This is a genomic window from Bacteroidota bacterium (assembly GCA_016715945.1).
Lineage (GTDB): Bacteria > Bacteroidota > Bacteroidia > Bacteroidales > F082 > JALNZU01.
Window position 1 is genome coordinate 657,164 of the sequence record JADJXJ010000003.1, and the last position, 20,659, is coordinate 677,822.

19 protein-coding genes and 1 pseudogene are annotated in these 20,659 nt (G+C 51.4%); 5 read left to right on the forward strand and 15 right to left on the reverse strand.

All coding sequences use genetic code 11. The annotated features are described in order from the left end of the window. Positions 1–45: 45 nt before the first annotated feature. The 9 genes from IPM52_13070 to IPM52_13110 all read right to left on the reverse strand — a co-directional run bounded on the left by IPM52_13070 (position 46) and on the right by IPM52_13110 (position 9,741). Positions 46–1,350, reverse strand: a complete 1,305-nt coding sequence (locus tag IPM52_13070) for a hypothetical protein (protein ID MBK9292537.1) — start codon at positions 1,348–1,350, stop codon at positions 46–48. Continuing rightward, the gene (locus IPM52_13075) at positions 1,317–2,078 is read right to left on the reverse strand and encodes a tetratricopeptide repeat protein (GenBank protein MBK9292538.1); all 762 of its coding nucleotides are present in this window, start codon (positions 2,076–2,078) and stop codon (positions 1,317–1,319) included. The genes IPM52_13070 and IPM52_13075 overlap by 34 nt, the downstream gene beginning before the upstream one ends. Positions 2,079–2,087: 9 nt before the next feature. Next, positions 2,088–3,941, reverse strand: coding sequence for a protein BatD (locus IPM52_13080; GenBank protein ID MBK9292539.1), 1,854 nt, complete (start codon positions 3,939–3,941; stop codon positions 2,088–2,090). Positions 3,942–4,036: 95 nt separating this feature from the next. Then, a complete protein-coding gene (locus IPM52_13085) occupies positions 4,037–4,759 on the reverse strand; it encodes a tetratricopeptide repeat protein (GenBank protein MBK9292540.1) in 723 nt (240 codons plus the stop codon). Further along, positions 4,752–5,813, reverse strand: coding sequence for a VWA domain-containing protein (locus IPM52_13090; protein MBK9292541.1), 1,062 nt, complete (start codon positions 5,811–5,813; stop codon positions 4,752–4,754). Before IPM52_13090 ends, IPM52_13085 begins: the two co-directional genes overlap by 8 nt. Before the next feature lie 12 nt (positions 5,814–5,825). Then, the gene (locus IPM52_13095) at positions 5,826–6,827 is read right to left on the reverse strand and encodes a VWA domain-containing protein (protein ID MBK9292542.1); all 1,002 of its coding nucleotides are present in this window, start codon (positions 6,825–6,827) and stop codon (positions 5,826–5,828) included. Next, a complete protein-coding gene (locus IPM52_13100) occupies positions 6,827–7,822 on the reverse strand; it encodes a hypothetical protein (GenBank protein MBK9292543.1) in 996 nt (331 codons plus the stop codon). Before IPM52_13100 ends, IPM52_13095 begins: the two co-directional genes overlap by 1 nt. A gap of 22 nt (positions 7,823–7,844) precedes the next feature. Continuing rightward, positions 7,845–8,723, reverse strand: a complete 879-nt coding sequence (locus IPM52_13105) for a DUF58 domain-containing protein (GenBank protein MBK9292544.1) — start codon at positions 8,721–8,723, stop codon at positions 7,845–7,847. A gap of 28 nt (positions 8,724–8,751) precedes the next feature. Beyond that, the gene (locus tag IPM52_13110) at positions 8,752–9,741 is read right to left on the reverse strand and encodes an AAA family ATPase (GenBank protein ID MBK9292545.1); all 990 of its coding nucleotides are present in this window, start codon (positions 9,739–9,741) and stop codon (positions 8,752–8,754) included. Positions 9,742–9,930: 189 nt separating this feature from the next. On the opposite strand from IPM52_13110, the gene lpxD reads away from it, so the two are divergent. From lpxD to IPM52_13135, 5 genes and pseudogenes are all read left to right on the forward strand, one after another. Further along, positions 9,931–10,983, forward strand: coding sequence for a UDP-3-O-(3-hydroxymyristoyl)glucosamine N-acyltransferase (gene lpxD / locus IPM52_13115; protein ID MBK9292546.1), 1,053 nt, complete (start codon positions 9,931–9,933; stop codon positions 10,981–10,983). 59 nt (positions 10,984–11,042) lie between these two features. Continuing rightward, positions 11,043–12,435: pseudogene (locus IPM52_13120) on the forward strand (bifunctional UDP-3-O-[3-hydroxymyristoyl] N-acetylglucosamine deacetylase/3-hydroxyacyl-ACP dehydratase). Between the two features lie 12 nt (positions 12,436–12,447). Continuing rightward, positions 12,448–13,236, forward strand: coding sequence for an acyl-ACP--UDP-N-acetylglucosamine O-acyltransferase (gene lpxA / locus IPM52_13125; GenBank protein ID MBK9292547.1), 789 nt, complete (start codon positions 12,448–12,450; stop codon positions 13,234–13,236). A 98-nt stretch (positions 13,237–13,334) separates the two neighbouring features. Beyond that, a complete protein-coding gene (gene efp / locus IPM52_13130) occupies positions 13,335–13,901 on the forward strand; it encodes an elongation factor P (GenBank protein MBK9292548.1) in 567 nt (188 codons plus the stop codon). Positions 13,902–13,909: 8 nt separating this feature from the next. After that, entirely contained in the window at positions 13,910–14,842 is a 933-nt protein-coding gene (locus IPM52_13135; GenBank protein MBK9292549.1) for a UDP-3-O-(3-hydroxymyristoyl)glucosamine N-acyltransferase, read from the forward strand. On the opposite strand, the gene IPM52_13140 is transcribed toward IPM52_13135, so the two are convergent. The 6 genes from IPM52_13140 to IPM52_13165 all read right to left on the reverse strand — a co-directional run bounded on the left by IPM52_13140 (position 14,824) and on the right by IPM52_13165 (position 20,657). Continuing rightward, positions 14,824–16,257 (reverse strand): PAS domain-containing sensor histidine kinase, encoded by a 1,434-nt coding sequence (locus IPM52_13140; GenBank protein ID MBK9292550.1) that lies wholly within the window; start codon positions 16,255–16,257, stop codon positions 14,824–14,826. The two genes, IPM52_13135 and IPM52_13140, sit on opposite strands and share 19 nt — an antisense overlap. A gap of 118 nt (positions 16,258–16,375) precedes the next feature. Further along, positions 16,376–17,164, reverse strand: a complete 789-nt coding sequence (locus IPM52_13145; GenBank protein ID MBK9292551.1) for a hypothetical protein — start codon at positions 17,162–17,164, stop codon at positions 16,376–16,378. A gap of 2 nt (positions 17,165–17,166) precedes the next feature. Next, the gene (locus IPM52_13150) at positions 17,167–17,559 is read right to left on the reverse strand and encodes a hypothetical protein (GenBank protein ID MBK9292552.1); all 393 of its coding nucleotides are present in this window, start codon (positions 17,557–17,559) and stop codon (positions 17,167–17,169) included. Between the two features lie 20 nt (positions 17,560–17,579). Continuing rightward, entirely contained in the window at positions 17,580–19,031 is a 1,452-nt protein-coding gene (locus IPM52_13155; protein ID MBK9292553.1) for a hypothetical protein, read from the reverse strand. Then, positions 19,024–19,830, reverse strand: coding sequence for a hypothetical protein (locus tag IPM52_13160; protein ID MBK9292554.1), 807 nt, complete (start codon positions 19,828–19,830; stop codon positions 19,024–19,026). Before IPM52_13160 ends, IPM52_13155 begins: the two co-directional genes overlap by 8 nt. A gap of 8 nt (positions 19,831–19,838) precedes the next feature. Then, complete coding sequence (locus IPM52_13165; GenBank protein MBK9292555.1) at positions 19,839–20,657, reverse strand: hypothetical protein; 819 nt, start codon at positions 20,655–20,657, stop codon at positions 19,839–19,841. Between the last annotated feature and the right edge of the window lie 2 nt (positions 20,658–20,659).

The following is a 20,659-nucleotide window of genomic DNA, read 5'->3' on the forward strand; positions in this document are numbered from 1 at the left end:
TGCTTAAAATACAGTTTGTAAATGAAAGGTTTCTTTCGGGGATACTCAATCAGCTTTTCCCCGTGGCGGCAGCAGGTGCAGCTGGTGGTCATCATCCAGTTTTTCGAGCCACACAAAGGCTGTCTTCACCCGGTTTCCGATATTCCTGAAGCTTGCGGAATCTCCTTTGCAGAAGGCCCAATCTACTGCTTTCCAGTTTCTTCCGTTATGAATGGCCAGGTAGATAAACTCATCCGGGCACGGGCCGTGGTAGGTCAGGTTGCGCACCTGCAGATAGGATGACGTCACATCCAGATAATGAAAGTGTCCCAGAAAAGGGGGCGTGGTCTTTTTTAGGTCTTTTATGGCGAAAAGGCTTGAATCGGTTGTGTGGAAGATGCGCCTGTATATCTTGGGCACTCGGCTGTCGTCGTTTAGCAGCTGCCTTTCGAATGTCGCTGGCAGCAAAGGCTTCCAGGTGTGCTCCGAGGTGTAATAACTTGCAAACCAGACGCTGTGGAGGCTGTCGCTCAGCCAGGGAATGTAGTCGAGGGTTGCGGGAATGCCGAGGCTACGTAGCGCCATCACACGGAAGATGGCCATATCGCGCGGGCTAGCCATGCGCTCATGCAGAATTTGAGAGGCTTTGGTGACATTGGCCTGTTTGATCAGACGGATGTCTTCCGTAAAGTTTTGTTCTATGTGGTTGTTGACGAGTGCTGCCAGCTCTTCCGGGCTGCGCACATCAGCCGTGTTTTTCAGGGGCTCAAGGTGCGATGCCAGCAGGCTGCGCCAGTCTTCGAGGTCTTCGTTTGCCACGCGATAGGGTAGGACGTAACGGAGAAAAATGCTGTCGGGTATATGTCCGGCCCATGGCAGCCTGCGGCTCGAGAGCGCCAGTTGTATGGTGTTGCGTATCAACTCAGCTTTGATGGTGTCGCGATCAAGGGTGTAGCGTGTGGGTTTAAACATCAGTCCGCCAGGGCTTTCCGAAACCGAGTCCCAGGCTTTCATCATCTGTTGATAGTTGGGGTAGCTCAGGGGATTGAAGCTCAGCTCATTACCTGCACTGTCCATGAGGGTGTAGGCCACGGCATATTGCTTTTCCATATTGCTGATCAGAAAGTAGAGGGCATTCCGGCCGGCAGTATCCTCACTTTCAACATAATGAGCCAGTGCTTTTAGAATTTCAACTTTGTTGTGTCCTGTTTGCTGGATCACCCGCACAACCTCAAGTGGTAGGCCGGGTTCGTTGGATTTGAGACAGGACAAAAAAAGCAGGGGAGCTGCAACAGCCAGAAGGATCAGATATTTTAAGTGGTGTTGCAGCGCCATGTTCAGATTCCCCTGAGGGTTTCGGCTGGCATCCATCCGACACTGCCGTTGGCGATGCGGATCTTTTGCCAGTCGCCCGATTGTTCGAGCAGCCTTACTTTTGTGCCTTCGTGCAGCACGAATAGATCCACGCCCGATGCTGAGGGGGCGCTTTTTACGGTGATGGTCGGCACAAAAACTATGGCTTCGTTTGTTCTTTGGGTGTAATAGTATTTCTGAGAAGCTAGCCCAAAGCTTCCGATGAACATAAAGGCCATCAGCAGGCCAGCGAAAAAACCGGTTTTGCGCCAGATCATGCGGCTGGAGGTAAGGAATAACCACACACATAATAGCGTCAGGCCAAAGAGCAGGATGGATATCCAGGCCCAGGTGTCGGCGGGAAGCAGATTATAAAATGTATTCCACCACTGTTTGAGAAAGAATACCGGCATGGGTTCGATCTTATCCACAATCATGGCATTGGCCAGCTGAAGGTTGTGGCGCAGGTCGTCGTTGCCCGGGTCAAGCTTGAGGGCTTTTTCGTAGTAAAAAATGGCATCAGGGTATTTACGCAGTTTATAGTATGCGTTGCCCATGTTGTAATACAGTGCGGCTGAATGCACACCCTGATCGAGTATGGCATGATAGTGCACCAGGGCTGAGTCGTACCGGGCCAGGGCATATTGTTCGCCAGCAATGCGGAAATGTTCCTCCGGTTTAGCTCCCGTGGCCAGCAGCGGAATGAGGATGATCAAGGTCAGGATGAGGTGCATTACCCTTTTCATAGGCATGTCTTATTTGATCAGGTTTTCGGCCTTGCTGATAACATCTATTCCTTTCTGATAGAGGTCTTCCATTTTTTTGCCGGTGTCGCCGGGTGCAAAACGGGCGTATTCGCAGAGGTTCAGGGTATCTACAAGCTGGTCGATGAGATCCTCGGGTGCGTTGCGGGCAAGCAGGTAGTTCTTCACATTGTCGATGGACAGCTCTGCGCGTGGGATGCCGTATTTATCAGATATATAGCCCCACAGCGCCTGCGACATTTCCGAATAGAATGCATTCTGATCGCCTTTGCCAAGCAGATGTCGGGCCACCTTAAGCCGTTTGCGTGCCACGCCTGTGGCTTTTCGGTTGCGGAGCAGATTTTGGTTTTGCCTGAGTTTTTGTGTTTGATAGTGCCAGAAGAGGGCGCCTCCGAATAATGCAGCCAGCAGTGCCATGAGCAGGATGTAGCGCCACGACCCAAAGAAATAACTGTCGATGGGCTGGAGCCGCCCGGCTGAGCTTTGGATGTACCGGATGTCGGACGAGAGCATCTGAATGCTTTCCTGCGAACTGAAAACCACACCAGACCCGGACTCGCTGGCATCGCCTTTGTTTACCCTGATATCGAAGGCTTGCGAGCGCAGGGTGATGTATTCCTTGCGGCGGGGATCGAAATAACTGAATTCGAGCGGCTCGATACGATAATTGCCTTCGAACCTTGGAATGACAAGGTATTCGGCGCGGCGGGTGCCGGACACCCCATCGGCTGATGTTTTGATGTCGGTGGTTAGTTTTGGCTCGAATACCTCAAAACCTGGAGGAAAAACAGGTCTGGGCAGGTCGAACAACTCCAGGTTGCCACTTCCCGAAACGCTCAAGGTCAGGGTGATGGCTTCGTTGGCTTTGATCTCTTCGGTGTTTAATGCTGCCGAAAACCCAAACTGACCCACAGCACCGTTGAACGAGCCTGGCCTGCCGCTTGTGGGATGTGGGGAGATGTCAATGGTAACCTCTTCTGATACAAGTGTTTGCGGAATGTTTTGAATGCCTCTGGTGAAAAAAGGATCGTTGAAGAAGCTTTCGAAAGGATCGAAGGTGGGACGCGATGGACTTGTTCTGACCTGTGCCACGCATTTGATTTCCATGGGCTCGATGGTCAGCTTGCCGGTTTTCTGAGGAAAGAGCGCCACCTTACGCACCTCGGCTACAATATATTCTTCTCCGTCGATTACCTGACGCGACTGCGGCATCTCGTTGCCTTCAAGCAGATTTTTGTTCCAGAAACCGGTAAAGGATGATTGGCGGGTTATTTCGAGATTCGCCAGTGGCACACGGGTGTAGAGGCGGTAGGTAAGTATGATCTGTTCTCCCACCACGGCTGAGCGTTTGTCGGGAACGGCACGTAAAAAGAGGTCGCGCGAGCTGAGGGTACCTGAGGGTGCAGAGCCTGTGCTGGTTTGCCGTTGAGTTCTGCCGGTGGCAGGTACAACTTTCACAGTGAGACGACCCGACCTGATGGTTTTGCCTTCTGCCTCCACACTGGCAGGATCGATGGTAAATTCGCCCTCCTGCGTGGCACTTAATATATAGGTGTAAGTTTGGGAAGAAAAACGTTCAACCTTGCCACCTACGATTTGAATACTTGAGCTGGTCGAAACCATCGGTCCGGTTATCACACGAAAACCCCTGAACGAAGGCCCGACAAAGTTGGAGCCTTCGGCATTCAGTTCGTACACCACCCTGAACTGCTCGCCTACTTCCACCTGTGTGCTGCCCGAAACGGTAAGCACAGGGTCCTGAGCCCGGACGAACAAGGGCATGAGCAGCATCCAAACAAGTATGCCTGCAAAGAACCTGACAGCACTTTTCATCTCAACCTTCATAACCGATAACACAACTTTTTTCTAACGCTCATTGTTGCAGTTTCATTGCAAAGGTCGGGCAAGTTATCAATTCGACACATACCATAGCGCAAAGCTTACCAGTCTTTTTCGCGTGTCACCCTCGGACCGGTTCTGAACCGTTGCTGGTTGACCTTATCCATTGTTTGCTTTTCTTCGTTGGTGAGTGCCTGCAGCAGCCGTTCGGCCTCTTCTTTTGACAGCTGCGGCTGCCGGCTCTGAGGTTGTTGCTGTTGCTGATTATTGTCCTGCGATTGTTGTTGCTGGTTTTGCTGATTTTGCTGCTGATCGTTGTTTTGATCCTGATTGTTGCCCTGCTGTTGCTGATTGTCGCCTTGTTTGTTCTGATCCTCTCCGTTTTGCTGCTGTTGCTGTTGCTGGAGCATCCTCAGGGCATAGGCCAGGTTGTAGCGGGCGTCTTCGTCATCGGGATCGATGCGCAAGGCCCGCTGATAGTAAGGGATGCTTTCGGCATATTTGCCCGATTGCAGCAGGCTGTTTCCCGCATTGTAGGAAGCTTTGGCTTCACGCTCGCGGTTGCGGGTCATGTCGGCTGCTGTCCGATACTTTTCCAGGGCTTCTTCGAAATTCTGCTGCCGGAAAAGTGCATTGCCGAGGTTGAAGCCGGCCTTGTCGTTCAATGGATTCTTTTCCAGTGCATTAAGGTAACTGGAGGCAGCTTTCTCAAAATCCTCGCGCACATAGGCTTTGTTACCCCTGCGCAGCAGTTGCTTGTCCGATTGGGCCTGTGCACCCACCGAAAACAAAGCAAGAAGTATGATTGTCCATGCCTTATTCATTTTCCACTGCTTTGGGTTTAAAGATCCTGATCCTGGTCTCGAGTAGCGATTTGCGCCATGCCAGAAGCAATTCGATGATCAAAAGAAACATCGCTGCGGCTGCAAACCATTGGAAATGACTGTTATATTCGGTGAAGATTTTGGTCTCGATCTCCGACTTCTCAATTTTCTCCAGCTCGTTGTGAATCTGATCGAGGCCAAGTCGGGCGTTGTTGGCGCGGATATACATCCCGTTGCCGGCAGCGGCAATCTGTTGCAGAATGGTTTCGTTCAACCTGGTGACGATGGTGTTGCCTTGCCGGTCTTTGCGGTAACCGGTCTGCTTTCCATATTGGTTATACACCGGTATAGGTACGCCATCGGGCGAACCCAATCCGATGGTAAAGATGCGTATGCCCATGGCACTGGCTTCTTTTGCAGCTTCGATGGCCCCCTGCTCATGGTCTTCGCCATCGGAGATGATGACAATGGCTTTGTTTCGGGTTTCCACATCGAACGACTGCATGCCCATACGAATAGCTTCCGCTATGGCGGTTCCCTGCACCGGAATCATATCGGGTCGTACGGTATTCAAAAACAATCTGGCGGCAGCATAATCGGTGGTCAGGGGCAATTGTGTGTAGGCTTTTCCGGCGAAAACAATCAGGCCGATGCGGTCGCCCTGCAGCCTGTCGATCAGCCGAAGGATGCTTTGCCTGGCTCGTTCGAGGCGGTTGGGCACGATGTCTTCGGCCAACATGGAATTGCTTACATCGAGGGCAATGAAAATATCAATGCCTTGTCGTTTGGCCTCGCCCAGTTTGGCGCCCGACTGGGGGTTGGCCAGGGCAATGACTGCGAAGATCCAGGCGATGCTGAGGAGCAGAAATTTTATCCAGCGGCGGGCATTGCTTGCCTGGGGTAATAAGGTGGCATGCATCCCGGGGTCGGCAAACCGGCGAAGGGCTTTGTTTCGCAGGTAGTTGGCAATCAGAAAAATCACAAGCATGACAGGTAAAACTGCCAGCAGGTAGAGCATCTCGGGCCGCTCCAATCGTATGAACGTGCTTTCCATGGCTGTCAGTTTTCAGGTTACACTTCTTAAAACAGTATTGCGCAGCACAAACTCCAGGGCGATGAGGATCAGAGCCAGCACCAGGAGTGGTTTGAATTCCTCATGTTTGCGGCTGAACTCGGTGACATCGATTTTCGAACGCTCCAGGCGGTCGATTTCCTGATAAACCTCACGCAGCTTTTGGTTGCTTGTGGCGCGGAAATAACGTCCGTCGGTACGGGCCGAGATTTCCTGCATCAAAGGTTCATCAATTTCAACCGGCATGTCCTGGAGCTGAATGCCAAACGGGGTTTGCACTGGGTATGGGGCCGTGCCATAGCTCCCGATGCCAATGGTGTAAACGCGCACCCCATACACCCTGGCCAGTTCGGCGGCAGTAACCGGGTCGATGGAGCCGGTGTTGTTTACCCCGTCGGTGAGCAGGATCACCACCTTGGAGATGGCATTGCTCTCGCGCAAACGTGCCACAGCTGTGGCCAATCCGTCGCCTATGGCGGTTCCGTCTTCGATCATTCCGCTTTTAATGCCCGAAAGCATGTTGAGCACCACATTGTGGTCGGTGGTCAAAGGCACCTGGGTGAAGCTTTCGCCGCTGAAGATGACCAATCCGATGCGGTCGCCCTTGCGCGAGCGGATAAACTCGGCGGCAAGTTCTTTGGCGGCCTCCATGCGGTCGGGACGGAAATCGCGTGCGAGCATACTTCCGGAGATATCGAGGCTGATCACGATGTCGATGCCTTCCACGGTCACATTTTGTCCTTTGCTGCTCGATTGTGGCCGGGCAAGGGCCAGAATCAGCACCGCCAGGGCCATCAGACGCAGTGCAAACAACAGGTGCCGCAAGGCCACCCTCGGGCTTTTGGGAATGCGCTCCATCATGCCGGCATCCGACAGGCGCAGGCTGGGATGTAGCTTATGGTTACGGTAAATATACCAAACGATCAGCGCCGGCAAAAGCAGCAACAGATAGAGCCAGTGGGGATGTGCAAAACTGATGTCGGTAATCCAACGCATCATGCCAGCTCCTCCTTTTGATTGTTTTCGGCAGCCTGGGCTACCGTTGCATAACTTTCTACCACAAAATCAATGGCATGGTTGAGCGCCAGCTCATTTTCGAGGTTACCTGGTTTGTATTTGGCAAACTTAACCAGGTCGGCCAGTTCCAGGGTACTTTGCAATTTTATGCGGGCTTCTTCATTGATGCCAAGCGGGCGGATGCCTTGCATGATTTCCGGGGTGGTCATCTCGACTGCATTCACCGGAAACTGGGCTTCAATATACACCCTGATGATGTCCGACAATCGCACATAGTATTCCTTGACCTGTCCGTTTTGCCAGAGTTTGTCGTACCTGAGCTGTTCGAGTTGTTCAAGGGCCAGCTTGTGAGGTGGGATGGCAGGAACTTCGATTGGTGCGAGTTGAACTGGCCGGTTGCGGCGTTTGAGATAATACTTGATTCCAAGCCACAAGGCAAGTGCCAGGACGAGGGCGCCAATCAGCCAGGGCAGGATTTCGGCCAGGGTAATGGGTTGCTTTTCGATGCCTTTGATGTCTTTGATCGGGGCATTGGGATCAACATCCGGAAGAAATACTCTGATTGTCAGTGGATTGGTGGAGGCAACGAAACGCATGCTGTCGCCCGGGGGTGCAAAAGAAATGTTGACAGGCGGAATGTTGACCCATCCGGTATCGAAGCTGGTAATGGTGAGTTCCTGTCGCATCAGTACGTTTTGTTTGTTGTCGATGGGCAGGGTTTCAGGTGCGGTCATCGATACAATCTCGATTTGTTTGCTCAGTGTGTCGCTCAGTTCGGGCCATTGTGCCTCAAAACCGGATGGGAGCTTGAGCAGCAGTTGCAACTTGATCCGGCCGCCAATGGGCAGGCTGTCGGAACTTGCAACTGCCCTTGCCTCAACGGTTTGTGCCTGGATTTCTGCTGGCAAAAACATTAAAGCCATGAGCAGGCAGCAAAACAGTATCCTGATGATGTTTACATTTTTTTCGGCCATGAGCGCGACATTATTAGGTGATTCATGCCCTGAGGCGGAAAAGATGCATTAGGGGTCGGACGTAGTCTTCGTCGGTGTAAAGCACCACATTGTCAACGCCGTTGCGCGAAAAGGTGTTGTTGAGGAGTTCTGTCTTTTTTGCAATCCAGCTGGCATACCACCGGCGCGCTTCTTCGGTGGAAGTGTCCACCCAGTGGGTTTGTCCTGTTTCGGCGTCCTCGAAACGCACCAGTCCAAGGTCGGGCAGTTCGTTCTCGCGCTTGTCGGTCACACGCAGGGCAATCAGGTCGTGCTTGCGGGCAGCGATGCGCAGGGCATGTTCAAAATTATCGGCAATGAAGTCGGATATCAGGAAAGCTGTAGAGCGTTTCTTAATGGCGCTGGTGAGAAAACGCAGGGCCTCGCCCAGGTCGGTGCCGCTGTGCATGGGCTCAAAGCTGATGACTTCGCGTATGATGCGCAAAATGTGCGAAGTGCCCTTTTTGGGAGGAATGAATTTTTCGACCTGATTGCTGAAAAAAATCACGCCGACTTTGTCGTTGTTGTTGATGGCCGAAAAAGCCAGCACGGCGGCAATTTCGGCGGCAAGCATCCTTTTCAGCTGTTTGCCCGAACCAAAAATGTTGGAGCCTGAGACATCGATGAGCAACATCACCGTGAGCTCGCGTTCTTCTTCGAATACCTTAATAAAAGGGTGATTAAAACGGGCTGTGACGTTCCAGTCGATATTGCGCACATCATCGCCATACTGATATTCACGCACTTCGCTGAAGGCCATGCCGCGCCCTTTGAATGCGCTGTGGTACTGGCCTGCGAAGATTTGCTGCGAAAGTCCGCGCGTCTTGATCTCGATGCGCCTTACCTTGGCAAAGATGTCGTTTGCTGTGGTGCTCTGGCTCATATCACTTACCTTTTCGCCCGGATGATTCTTATGGCACTTCGATGGTGTTGAGTACTTCGCTGATGATTTCTTCAGTGGTCACATTTTCGGCTTCGGCTTCGTAGGTCAGCCCGATGCGGTGGCGCAGCACATCGTGGGCCAAAGCACGCACGTCTTCCGGAATGACATAACCGCGACGTTTGATGAATGCATAGGCTTTGGCAGCCAGCGCCAGGTTGATGGATGCGCGGGGCGAAGCTCCATACGAAATGAGCCGCTCGAAGCGCTTGAGCCGGTATTCGCCCGGGAAGCGGGTTGCAAAAACAATGTCGGTGATATAATTCTCGATTTTCTCGTCGAGATACACTTCCCTGACCACCTGCCGGGCTTTGATGATGTCGGCCGGCCGGACAGTTTTCCCGACGCTTCTTGTTTCGTTTATGATATTCTGCCTGAGAATAAGCTTTTCTTCATCTTTTTTGGGATAGGTGATCACCACTTTCAGCATAAACCTGTCCAGCTGCGCTTCGGGCAGGGGATAGGTGCCTTCCTGTTCGATGGGATTCTGTGTGGCCATCACCAGAAAAGGTTCCGGCAGGGCAAAGGTGCTTTCGCCTATGGTCACCTGCTTTTCCTGCATGGCTTCGAGCAAGGCGCTTTGCACCTTGGCAGGCGAACGGTTTATCTCGTCGGCAAGAATAAAGTTTGCAAAAATGGGTCCTTTGCGCACCTGAAACTCTTCTTTCTTCTGGCTGTAGATGAGCGTACCGATCAGGTCGGCCGGCAAAAGGTCGGGAGTAAACTGAATCCGGCTGAAACTGGCATCGATGGTTTGTGCCAGCGACTTGATTGCCAATGTTTTGGCTAAGCCTGGCACGCCTTCGAGCAGGATGTGTCCGTTGGCAAGCAAGCCAATGAGTAAGCGTTCCGACATGGCCCTCTGGCCTACGATCACCTTGCTGAGCTCCAGGTTGATCAAATCGACAAACTGGCTCTCCTGTTGAATCTTTTCGTTCAGTTCTCTGATATCCGTTACCATGATGGGTCTTGCTTTTTGTGAGGCGCAAAGATACCTCGCACCCATGGCTTGCGGAGTTAAAAAAAGTTAAACAAAAGAAACGAAAGTTAATGAAAATAAGCACTTTACGTGTAAAAAACGTTTGACACTCAACGCGCTTTGCACACTGGCGATAATGATGTAACTTGCAGCCCTTTAACAAACGATCCCATGGAATTTACAGCACAGCAGATCGCCCAGATCATCGGGGGCAGGGTGGAGGGTGACCCCTTGGCCAAGGTGAACAGCATTGCCAAAATTGAAGAAGGTCGCCCGGGGGCATTGAGTTTTCTGGCCAATCCGAAGTACACCTCTTTTATATATCAGACAGAAAGCTCGGTAGTGATTGTGAACGATAGCTTCGAGGCCGAGCGGCCAGTGAGCGCTACCTTGATCCGGGTGCCTGATGCCTACAGCGCATTTGCCCGGCTGCTCGAGCTCTATCAGGCTGCAAATAGCGATAAAAAGGGCATTTCGTCCATGGCTTTCATCGCACCCTCTGCGCAGGTCGAAAGCGAAGTGTATGTGGGCGAGTTTGCCTACATAGGCGAGCGGGCCGTCATCGGCAAGGGTGTCAAAATATATCCCCAGGTGTATGTGGGCGACGATTGTGTGGTTGAGGACGACACCGTGCTTTACCCTGGAGTAAAGCTATACTCACAGACCAGGATAGGCCGGCGGTGCATCATCCATGCGGGCACAGTGGCCGGAAGCGATGGTTTTGGCTTTGCACCACAGGCCGATGGCACCTACCGCAAAGTGCCTCAAACCGGCAATGTGGTGATTGAAGACGATGTGGAGATTGGCGCCAATACCACCATCGACCGGGCAACCCTGGGTTCGACCATCATCCGCAAAGGTGTCAAACTCGACAACCTGATTCAGGTAGCCCATAATGTCGAAATTGGCGAACACACTGTGATTGCTGCCCAAACCGGCATCAGCGGATCCACTAAGTTGGGGGCAAAATGTATGATTGGCGGTCAGGTGGGGTTTGCAGGGCACCTGACCATAGCCGACGAAACCAAGCTGGGCGCACAATCGGGTGTAGGTTCGAACATCAAGGAAAAAGGTCAGTTGCTCATCGGCACACCGGCCATCCCCATAGGCGACTTCAAGCGCGTGCATGTGCACTTTAAAAATCTCGACGAAATGGCCCGTCGGCTACGCGAGCTGGAGCAGCGCCTCAGTGGCCTCGAAAACAGCAGGGTAGGGGCAGAATAGCAAAAAAAACCTACTTTTGCCGAAATTTTGCCGACGCCACCAGAATTTCAGCTCAACAAATGATTGAATATCAGCGCACAATAAAAAAGCCGGTGAGTGTTTCAGGCACCGGACTACACACCGGACAACAAGGTACACTTACTTTTAAGCCGGCACCAACAGATCACGGGGTGGTTTTTTGCAGGGTGGACAAACCCGGCAAACCCTGCATTGCTGCACATGTGAACAATGTTGTGGATACATCCCGCGGCACAACCATTGGCCTCAACGGAACCAGGGTCTATACCATTGAGCACGTGATGGCCGCCCTCACCGGATTGGGCATCGACAATGTGCTCATTGAGCTCGACATGGAAGAAACCCCAATCCGCGACGGCAGCTCACGCTACTTCGTTGAAGCCCTCATGCAGGCCGGAATCGAAGCGCAGGAGAGTGAGCGCGAATACCTTGTGATCGACCGCGAGTTGCGCATCGTACAGCCTGACAATGGGTTCTGGCTGAGTATCACCCCTGCCGAAGAATTTTCGGTGGAGGTTACCATCGACTATGGCACCCAGGTGCTCAATACCCAAACCGCGCACATGTCGAGCCTGACCGAATTTGTATCTGAGATTGCGCCTTGCCGCACTTTTGTGTTTCTGCACGAGCTGGAATACCTTCTGGGAAACAACCTCATCAAAGGAGGCGATCTGAGCAATGCAATCGTGTTTGTTAACCGCAAAGTGAGCCAGCAAGAACTTGACCGCCTGGCCGAACTCTTCAACAAGCCTAAAGTAAAGGTGAAAGAAGAAGGCATCCTTAATAACCTGGAACTGCATTTTCCGAACGAACCGGCACGCCACAAACTGCTGGATGTGGTAGGCGACCTCAGCCTGGTTGGCCGGCGCATCAAGGGTCATGTAAAGGCCTATAAGCCAGGTCATTATGCCAATACGGAATTCGCTAAGATCATCTTCAACCAATATTCCAATCAACTGACACATGAAAAAAGAACCGCCTTTCGACCTGCTTAAGGAACCGGTTTACGACGTGATGCAGATACAGCGCATCCTGCCGCATCGCCCTCCTTTTCTGTTGATCGACCGCATTCTTGAACTCAACGACGAGTTTATAGTGGGCTTAAAAAATGTAACCATGAATGAGCCCTTTTTCGTCGGACATTTTCCAAAGGAGCCTGTCATGCCCGGCGTGCTTCAGGTGGAAGCCATGGCCCAGACCGGAGGCATTTTCGTGCTGCATTCGGTGCCTGATCCTGAGAACTACATTACCTACTTCTTAAAAATTGATGATGTAAAATTCAGGCACAAGGTTGTGCCCGGCGATACCCTCGTTTTTGTACTCGAGCTCATCTCCCCGATCCGTCGTGGCATCTGCAATATGAAGGGTGTTGCATATGTGGGCAGCAAGATGGTCACTGAGGGTAACCTGATGGCGCAAATCGTGAAAAAATAGAATTATATATTTATGAATCAACCACTTGCATACGTGCATCCTCAGGCCAAAGTCGCCTCCAATGTGGTGATTGAGCCATTTGTGAACATTGAAAAAAATGTAGTGATCGAGGAAGGTACCTGGATTGGATCGAATGTGACCATCATGGAAGGTGCGCGCATTGGCAAAAACTGCCGGATTTTTCCCGGTGCAGTAATCTCTGCCATTCCGCAGGACCTCAAATACAATGGCGAGGATACCATTGTGCGCATAGGCGACAACACCACCATCCGTGAGTTTGTGACCATCAACCGTGGTACAAAAGCCAGCTGGGAGACTGTAGTCGGCAACAATTGCCTGCTTATGGCCTATGTGCATGTGGCGCACGACTGCATCATCGGCAACAACGTGATTCTGGCCAACGCCTGCAACCTGGCTGGTCATATCAGAATCGACGACTGGGCCATCATTGGTGGCCTGGCTGCCGTGCACCAGTTCGTCCAGATTGGAGCACACAGCATGGTTAGCGGTGGCGGACTCGCGCGCAAAGACGTGCCGCCTTTCACCAAAGCAGGTCGGGAGCCGTTGTCGTACATCGGTGTCAATTCCATCGGTTTGCGCCGCAGAGGATTCAGCGATGAGCGCATCAATGCCATCATGGACATCTACAGGATAATTTATCTCAAGGGTTATAATGTGAGCCAGGCTGTGGCCTACATCGAAGCCAATGTGCCTGCCTCGCCCGACCGCGACGAAATACTCAATTTCATTGCCAATTCCACGCGCGGCATCATGAAAGGCCCGGGCAAGGCCCGTGAATAGCTTGTAATTGTGATTTTTATAACAAAACAACTGGCCCTTGAAGGGGCTTTTTTACTATTTTTGCAGCCTTAAAATCAAATCACTAATCAGAATATTTTATGGCAACAACGGCAGATTTCAGGAATGGTCTGGTCTTTGAGCTCAATGGCGAACTCTTTTCGATCGTCGAATTTCTTCACGTAAAACCTGGCAAAGGCAATGCTTTTGTCCGCACCAAACTGCGCAACCTGCGCACCGGCAAAATCCTGCAGAATACCTTCCCGGCCGGAGTAAAAATCAACGTGCAACGTGTGGAGCGTCGTCCCATGCAGTTTCTATATGCTGACGGCGAAGATTACTACTTCATGAACAACGATACCTTTGAGCAGATCAGCATTCCCAAAGATTTGATCAATGCGCCGCAGTTTTTGCGCGAAGGCGACATTGCCGAAGTGCTCTACCACACCGAATCGGACAGCGTGCTCAGCGCCGAGCTTCCGGCCAGCGTGGTGCTCGAGGTCACCTATACCGAACCTGGTGAACGCGGCAACACCGCCACCAACACCATGAAAGAAGCCACGCTCGAAACGGGCGCCGTGATCCGCGTGCCTTTGTTTATCAACATAGGCGACAAGGTGAAGGTAAATACAGCCGAAGGCACCTACAGCGAAAGGGCTAAAGAATAAGCCTGCGCATGAAATTCTCCACACCTTATACCCTGTCGGGTCTGGCCACCATGCTCGGCGTAAGTTTCGAGGGCCAACCCGACTTTTTAATTACCGGCCTCAACGAGATACACATGGTGGAACCGGGCGATCTCACTTTCGTGGATCATCCCAAGTACTACCAGAAGGCCCTCAACTCGGCCGCGACGACCATCATCATCAACAAGAAGGTGGAATGCCCTGAGGGCAAGGCGCTGATCTTTCACGACCAGCCTTTTGATGCATTTATTTCACTCATCAAAAAACACAGGCCGTTTGTGCCTTCGGGCTCGATGGTGAGCGACACTGCCGTGATTGGCGAAGGAACGGTGATTCAGCCGGGAGTGTTCATCGGACATCACGTGGTCATCGGCCGCAATTGCGTCATCCACGCCAACGTCAGCATCTACGACCATTGTGTGATAGGCGACGAGGTTATCATTCATTCCGGCTCGGTGATCGGCGCCGATGCCTATTATTTCCAGCGCAGGCCCGAGGGCTACCGCAAGTTCGAAAGCTGCGGCAAGGTTATGGTGGGCAACAGGGTGGAAGTGGGCGCGCTGTGCACCATCGACCGCGGCGTTACAGGCGATACCGTAATTGGCGATGGCACAAAGATGGACAACCATTGCCAGGTGGGGCACGATACCTATATCGGAAAAAACTGCCTGATTGGCGCGTTTGCTGCCATAGCCGGGGTGACCCGCATCGAAGACGATGTGATTCTTTGGGGCAGGGTGTCGGTAAACAAAGACCTGGTGATCGGCAAAGGTGCGGTAGTCCTTGCTACTTCAGGAGTGGACAAAAGCCTTGAAGCTGGAAAAACCTACTTTGGCGTGCCCGCAGAAGAGGCCAGAAAAAAATGGCGAGAGATGGCCGCACTGCGTATGATGGCCAGCAGGTTTCAGGATTCAGGCACCTGATTTTTACCCGGCAACCACAGGCTGAATGTGCTGCCTTTGCCTTCCTCGCTTCGCACTTCAATGCTGCCTCCAAGCAACTTGACAAGGTCTTTTACGATGATCAGTCCCAGACCGGCCGAATGCTCGTTGTTGGTTCCCTTACGTTGTTTCCGTTCGCTTAGCTCGAAAAGCTCGGGTAGCATGTCATTGGGTATTCCAATGCCCTGATCTTCAATGCTTAATATGTATCTATCAGGGTTTTCTGTCTCAATCCGGAGGGTGATTGCCTTATTCTTTTCAGAAAATTTGATGGCGTTCGAAAGCAGGTTCCAAAGAATACGCTCCAGCAACACCGGATCGGTAAATATTTTCAGATCCTGCGAAAATGCCATATGGAAGGTGAGGTTTTTATCCCTTAGGTTTTGCTCGAATTGTTTGTGCAGCTGCTCATAAACTGCCTTTGCCTCAAATTGTTCCGGCTTTGGGACGATGCTTTGTCGTTGCAATCTTGCCCAATCCAGCAGGTCGTTCAGGGAATTGAAAGCCCGCAGGGCCGATTGGTGCACTGCTGAGGCAAGCTTAGGTATTTCTGATGCTTCGTTTACCTGGTCGATACCCACCAGGAGTTCAGTAAGCCCCAGTAAACCAGAGAAAGGACTCCTCAGGTCGTGTGCGATGATCGAAAACACCTTGTCCTTGGTGGCGTTGAGCGCTGCCAGTTCCTGGTTTTGCTGCTGAAGCATCTTTTCCATTTTCTTCCGTTCTTCGATTGAGCGCGTTACAAATACTGCGGAAGAAATGTTGCCATGTGCATCGTAGGCAAGATTTCCGCTGGTTTCGACCCACACAGCCTGACCGTCTTTTTTTATCAGGCGATATTCTGCAATTCCGGGCTGGCCATTTTTTATCGCTTCCTGGGTAGCCTGCACGATTGCAGGCAGGTCGTCAGGATGCACATAGCTAAAAATGCTTTTTCCGACCACTTCGTGAGGTTCATAGCCATATTGTCTGACCGAAGGGCTTATCCATCGAAAACGCAGATCCTGGCCTGCAAAACCCACCACATCCCATACATGGGTGCCTACTTTTTCCAGAATTTGCCGGTTGTACTCGAGTTCCTGACGGGTTTCTATTTCTTTGGATATGTCTTCAAATAATACAACATAGTTCCCGTCTTCCATGTCAATTCGCCTTGCCATGAGCCTGCAGAAAATTTGTTGCTGCTCACCGTCAACGATAAGCACAGGTGAAACGGAGGCGCTTTCTTCTTCAGGTAAATTAAATATGAGTCTATAAAAATCGTCCTGCGAGGAGGTTGCAAAAAGTTTTCGGATGTCGGCCCCGGGAACACAGCCTGGATGATGATTCAGTGTTTTCTGCAGTTCCTGGTTTACCCGCCTGATTTGGAAATGTTCGTTAATGAGTGCGATGCCCACGGGCAGGTGGTTTAAAAAATAAAGCAGGTTGTCGTGTGTTTTTTGCAGCTCAAGCTGGGTTCTATGATCCCAAAAACCAAATGTATCAAATTCAAAAACCAAATGTGTAAAATTTAGTTTATAGAATTAGAATAATGGTGGCTTGCAGCACTACTTCGGACAAGCCTTGTTGCGGTATTATGCGTTGTGCTGTGATTTTTCCGTCTGAATGAAATTTTAGCAGTATAGGTACATTAGGTTGCTGGTAGTAAGTCGGTTGAAATCCATTAACTAAATGCTCCGACAAATACGGGGGACGTAAAGAAGATGGGAGGGTTGTTAGGTGCAGTGGCTCTGAGCCAAACAGATGAAAACTATAACCAAGAAATAACTGCATTATTTCACCTACTTTAAGCGCGTAACTTCTTTTGCTGATGTTTGAAAGATCGTTAACACCATTTGCGGCGATTGGGTACAACCGCACCTCTTTGCGGTTGAGCTTACCAGCATAGGGCACTAATGAAACAGGGATTGCTGCAATCGCTCCATCATCCCCTGATAGTTTCATCATACACCTACGTAGCTCGTGCACATTGTGAACTTCGCCGTTGAAGAAGGTTTTAGTGCCGTGTGGTCCAGGTTGTGAGCTAAACACCCACATTGGCTCATCTGGTAAAGGAAGAGGAACTGTGAGGTGGTGCTGTGCCACAGGCCAAATTTCGTCATTATAGAAAATAGCCCCTGCACCAACTGAAATACCTGTTGGCGTTTGGTTCAACTCACATCCATGCAGTACGACTGCAAGATTTCCTGGGTATAGCGATTTGACAATGTCGGACAAAGCACTTCGAAGCGCACTGGCTTCGAAGTGCAGGTCGTCAAGGTTTAGGGGCATGCCCCCCGAAAGGTCTAATTTCAGCCTGTCCATACTTACAAGTTGTCGAGTACTGGAATAGTTCCACTTCCATCACCGGCGCCAACGCTATCAGTTACTGCGCCATCAGGAGGCACCGGAACAGCGATATCGCACATGGCAGTATAAACCACTGCTCCAACTTTTAGATCCGGGACATCCAGTTCGATACCAGGGTTTTGCTGTGCAACTTTTTGTACAAATTTGTTCAGGCGAGTGGTATAGGCCGCATCGCTAAGTTGGGCAAATTGTGCATTCGTCAGGGCTGGTTCGTTGCCTTGAGGGTGGCTGAAGGCCTCTACAATCGAATAATACTTAGGATAGCCCGGCACATTATTGCCCTGTGCATCCTTCTTGTGAATAGTCAAGAACTTGTTTCTTGCATTGCCGTTGTGAACTTTGTTTGACATATCTATAAAGGTTTTGTGGTTTAATTTTCATCATCTGAGAAAAGTTGTTGCACGCACACCTGGCCTGTCCAACTGTGGTTGTAGCCGGCAGGCTGCTGCACGCACACCTGGCCTGTCCAATTGTGGTTGTAGCCGGCAGGCTGCTGCACGCACACCTGGCCTGTCCAACTATGGATGTAACCGGCAGGCTGCTGCACGCACACCTGGCCTGTCCAATTGTGGTTGTAGCCGGCAGGCTGCTGCACGCACACCTGGCCTGTCCAGCTGTGGTTGTAGCCGGCAGGCTGCTGCACGCACACCTGGCCTGTCCAATTGTGGTTGTAGCCGGCAGGCTGCTGCACGCACACCTGGCCTATCCAGCTATGGATGTAACCGGCAGGCTGTTGCACGCACACCTGGCCTGTCCAGCTGTGGTTGTAGCCGGCAGGCTGCTGCACGCACACCTGGCCTGTCCAGCTGTGGTTGTAGCCGGCAGGCTGCTGCACGCACACCTGGCCTGTCCAATTGTGGTTGTAGCCGGCAGGCTGCTGCACGCACACCTGGCCTATCCAGCTATGGATGTAACCGGCAGGCTGTTGCACGCACACCTGGCCTGTCCAGCTGTGGTTGTAGCCGGCAGGCTGCTGCATGCACACCTGGCCTGTCCAGCTGTGGTTGTAGCCGGCAGGCTGCTGCACGCACACCTGGCCTGTCCAATTGTGGTTGTAGCCGGCAGGCTGCTGCACGCACACCTGGCCTATCCAGCTATGGATGTAACCGGCAGGCTGTTGCACGCACACCTGGCCTGTCCATTGGTGTAAATGTTGTGTTGTTGATGGCTCAGGAATTTGCACGCAGACCTGACCTGACCAAATTATGTAATATGTAAATAGCTCTGGCGGCAAGGGAAATTGCAGACAAATTTCTCCAGACCATTCATGGTCAAAGCTTGGCTGTGCCATGGTTTGCTGTATGCAAATCCGGCCGTGCCAGCTGTGTTCGTATCCGTCCAATACATAATTGCGCAACTCCCATACAAAGCCTCGTGGCCGTATGGCATTAACTAAACTGATCAGGTTGGTATAATCATCGAAATGATTGGCTGGCACATTTACCACAAAATGAGGCCCATGCCAATCGTTTAGCGCAAAAATAATGGGGGGTAAGCGAGCGTCGAAAAACCTGAATAAGTAGGATTGTTCGAGATGTGGGGCGAGGAAAAGGTAGATGTCGGGTTGACGCGACTCGTCGGTAATGCGGATGATTTTCAGCTCCCCATTGCCGCAGAAGCGTTTATTGAGATAATATTCAACCGAAGCGACCTGGCCGGTAACCTGTGCCAGCTGTGATGTTTCGGTGTTGATGTTAATAAAGCGGTTATACAATGTTTCGATTGGCTTCAACAACACCAGAAGCCACTGTTCGTGCGTGGTTTGGCGCATGAAAGGCGGCAGCAACTGATTGATGAGCTTGTCGAAACGAAGGTTATACATTTGGAATGTAATTGATTAGTATGTTGCGAAGTTCGAACCAGCCACTTTCGGGGATATGGTAATTGCCAAGTGGTTTTGGTGCCTGGTTGTCGTAGCATGTGTTTGCCTCGGTGATGGCTGCATCCACAATTCCCTCCTGAGCGCGCAAGGTTTCTATGATTTGGCTACGCAGGAGCCTGCCGTCGAAAGGTAATTTCTTAAGCAGGTTTTTAACTGCATCAACAGCCACTTCATTATCGCTGTTGAACGGTTGGCCACTGCTTTGCAGCACCATTGGGTCGTAAAAGATGTCAAGCCTTATATCCAGAAAAACAGCAGGGCCACTGATGAAGCGTATGGGTGTTCCGGCATATTTTAAAGCCTGCATATAGGCCACCAAACCCCTCATCTCATCGTTAGTAAGCGATGTAAGGTTGTCGCCATCCCGTTTTGCCACTTTGATCACCAGGCCGCTGTTGGTTTCGAGCACGCTGCACTGGTCGATGATGGCAGGCTGACCATCATTTGGGTAAACGGGTCGGCCTTCGGTATCGTAGATGAGTGTGCTGCCCGGCCTGAACTGCATGGCAGTACTGCGGTACCAGGGCAACGAACCCGGCGATTTACGTCTTAGCATATCGGCCACATCGAGTTTGAAGAGGTCAAACAGTTGTTCCAGTGAGGCTATTGCCACAGCCGTTACATACGCCCACAGCCGCCACACAGCCATTTTACTGCTGCTGTCAAGTGCCTCTAAGCCTGGCTGCTGTGCCCTCGCCTCAACGATCTGGTCAAATATCTCGCCTATGCTGCGTGCCATGATTATATTTATCTTGTATATTCAACTAACCACTCGTTGTTTTTGATGCATGTGAGCCGCGCGGACGTGTACTTTATAAGGTCATACCTCCCATGCACTAATTGCTCGCCGCCCGAAATAACTGTTTCATCCACAATGAAATTGAGTTGGGTTTCTGTATCGGACATCAAACATAGTTCGTACACACTCCCAATCTCGTAGCCTTCGCCTGGCGTAAATTGATTTTGGTGATGAATATTGACATTAAAATAAGGAGGTGGATTTCTTGGGTCTAATTCGGCATAAAGGAGTATCAGGTGGTTTTTGTGAATAGGTAGCAAATCAAAAGTATCAACAACAGGGTTTTCTGCGATGATTTGTTTGTTGCTGTTGTTGATCAAATTGACAACATCATTTTCGTCGAGCAGTTCGGCGGGCGGGTTGGCGCTTTGGGCTATCGGCTGCCAGCCGCGCCAATAATTGCCCACCTTGTTGCGGAAAAAGATAAAGTGGCCCGATTGGTCGGGGTATGCTGCATAAAGAAGCTGAACAACCATAGATTTAATGTCGAACACCTGCAAAACGGCCGGCGGTGGTACCTCAGGTATGTTGTCGTAAGAGCTGAGGGCCGGCAGGTCGTACCAGCCGCTGGTGGTAACGGTGTTGAGGTTGGTGTTGGTGGGCAGCGTGGCCACAAGCAGCATAGCTGGTTTCCACGCCAAGGCGCCGTTGGCGGGGTTTTGGGTGAGGGCATGGCCTGCTTCGTTGGGCACACCCAGCATCACCTCGTTGAAGCTCACGTCCGAGGGGCTTTGGTTTTGCAGCAAAACAAGGTCGTATTGTGCCATGG

What these genes read in the sequence shown, in the direction of transcription:
- IPM52_13070 (MBK9292537.1), bottom strand. Translation starts at nt 1,350, where the DNA reads ATGGATGCCAGCCGAAACCCTCAGGGGAATCTGAACATGGCGCTGCAA.
- IPM52_13075 (MBK9292538.1), bottom strand. Translation starts at nt 2,078, where the DNA reads ATGAAAAGGGTAATGCACCTCATCCTGACCTTGATCATCCTCATTCCG.
- IPM52_13080 (MBK9292539.1), bottom strand. Translation starts at nt 3,941, where the DNA reads ATGAAGGTTGAGATGAAAAGTGCTGTCAGGTTCTTTGCAGGCATACTT.
- IPM52_13085 (MBK9292540.1), bottom strand. Translation starts at nt 4,759, where the DNA reads ATGAATAAGGCATGGACAATCATACTTCTTGCTTTGTTTTCGGTGGGT.
- IPM52_13090 (MBK9292541.1), bottom strand. Translation starts at nt 5,813, where the DNA reads ATGGAAAGCACGTTCATACGATTGGAGCGGCCCGAGATGCTCTACCTG.
- IPM52_13095 (MBK9292542.1), bottom strand. Translation starts at nt 6,827, where the DNA reads ATGCGTTGGATTACCGACATCAGTTTTGCACATCCCCACTGGCTCTAT.
- IPM52_13100 (MBK9292543.1), bottom strand. Translation starts at nt 7,822, where the DNA reads ATGGCCGAAAAAAATGTAAACATCATCAGGATACTGTTTTGCTGCCTG.
- IPM52_13105 (MBK9292544.1), bottom strand. Translation starts at nt 8,723, where the DNA reads ATGAGCCAGAGCACCACAGCAAACGACATCTTTGCCAAGGTAAGGCGC.
- IPM52_13110 (MBK9292545.1), bottom strand. Translation starts at nt 9,741, where the DNA reads ATGGTAACGGATATCAGAGAACTGAACGAAAAGATTCAACAGGAGAGC.
- lpxD (MBK9292546.1), top strand. Translation starts at nt 9,931, where the DNA reads ATGGAATTTACAGCACAGCAGATCGCCCAGATCATCGGGGGCAGGGTG.
- lpxA (MBK9292547.1), top strand. Translation starts at nt 12,448, where the DNA reads ATGAATCAACCACTTGCATACGTGCATCCTCAGGCCAAAGTCGCCTCC.
- efp (MBK9292548.1), top strand. Translation starts at nt 13,335, where the DNA reads ATGGCAACAACGGCAGATTTCAGGAATGGTCTGGTCTTTGAGCTCAAT.
- IPM52_13135 (MBK9292549.1), top strand. Translation starts at nt 13,910, where the DNA reads ATGAAATTCTCCACACCTTATACCCTGTCGGGTCTGGCCACCATGCTC.
- IPM52_13145 (MBK9292551.1), bottom strand. Translation starts at nt 17,164, where the DNA reads ATGGACAGGCTGAAATTAGACCTTTCGGGGGGCATGCCCCTAAACCTT.
- IPM52_13150 (MBK9292552.1), bottom strand. Translation starts at nt 17,559, where the DNA reads ATGTCAAACAAAGTTCACAACGGCAATGCAAGAAACAAGTTCTTGACT.
- IPM52_13155 (MBK9292553.1), bottom strand. Translation starts at nt 19,031, where the DNA reads ATGTATAACCTTCGTTTCGACAAGCTCATCAATCAGTTGCTGCCGCCT.
- IPM52_13160 (MBK9292554.1), bottom strand. Translation starts at nt 19,830, where the DNA reads ATGGCACGCAGCATAGGCGAGATATTTGACCAGATCGTTGAGGCGAGG.
- IPM52_13165 (MBK9292555.1), bottom strand. Translation starts at nt 20,657, where the DNA reads ATGGCACAATACGACCTTGTTTTGCTGCAAAACCAAAGCCCCTCGGAC.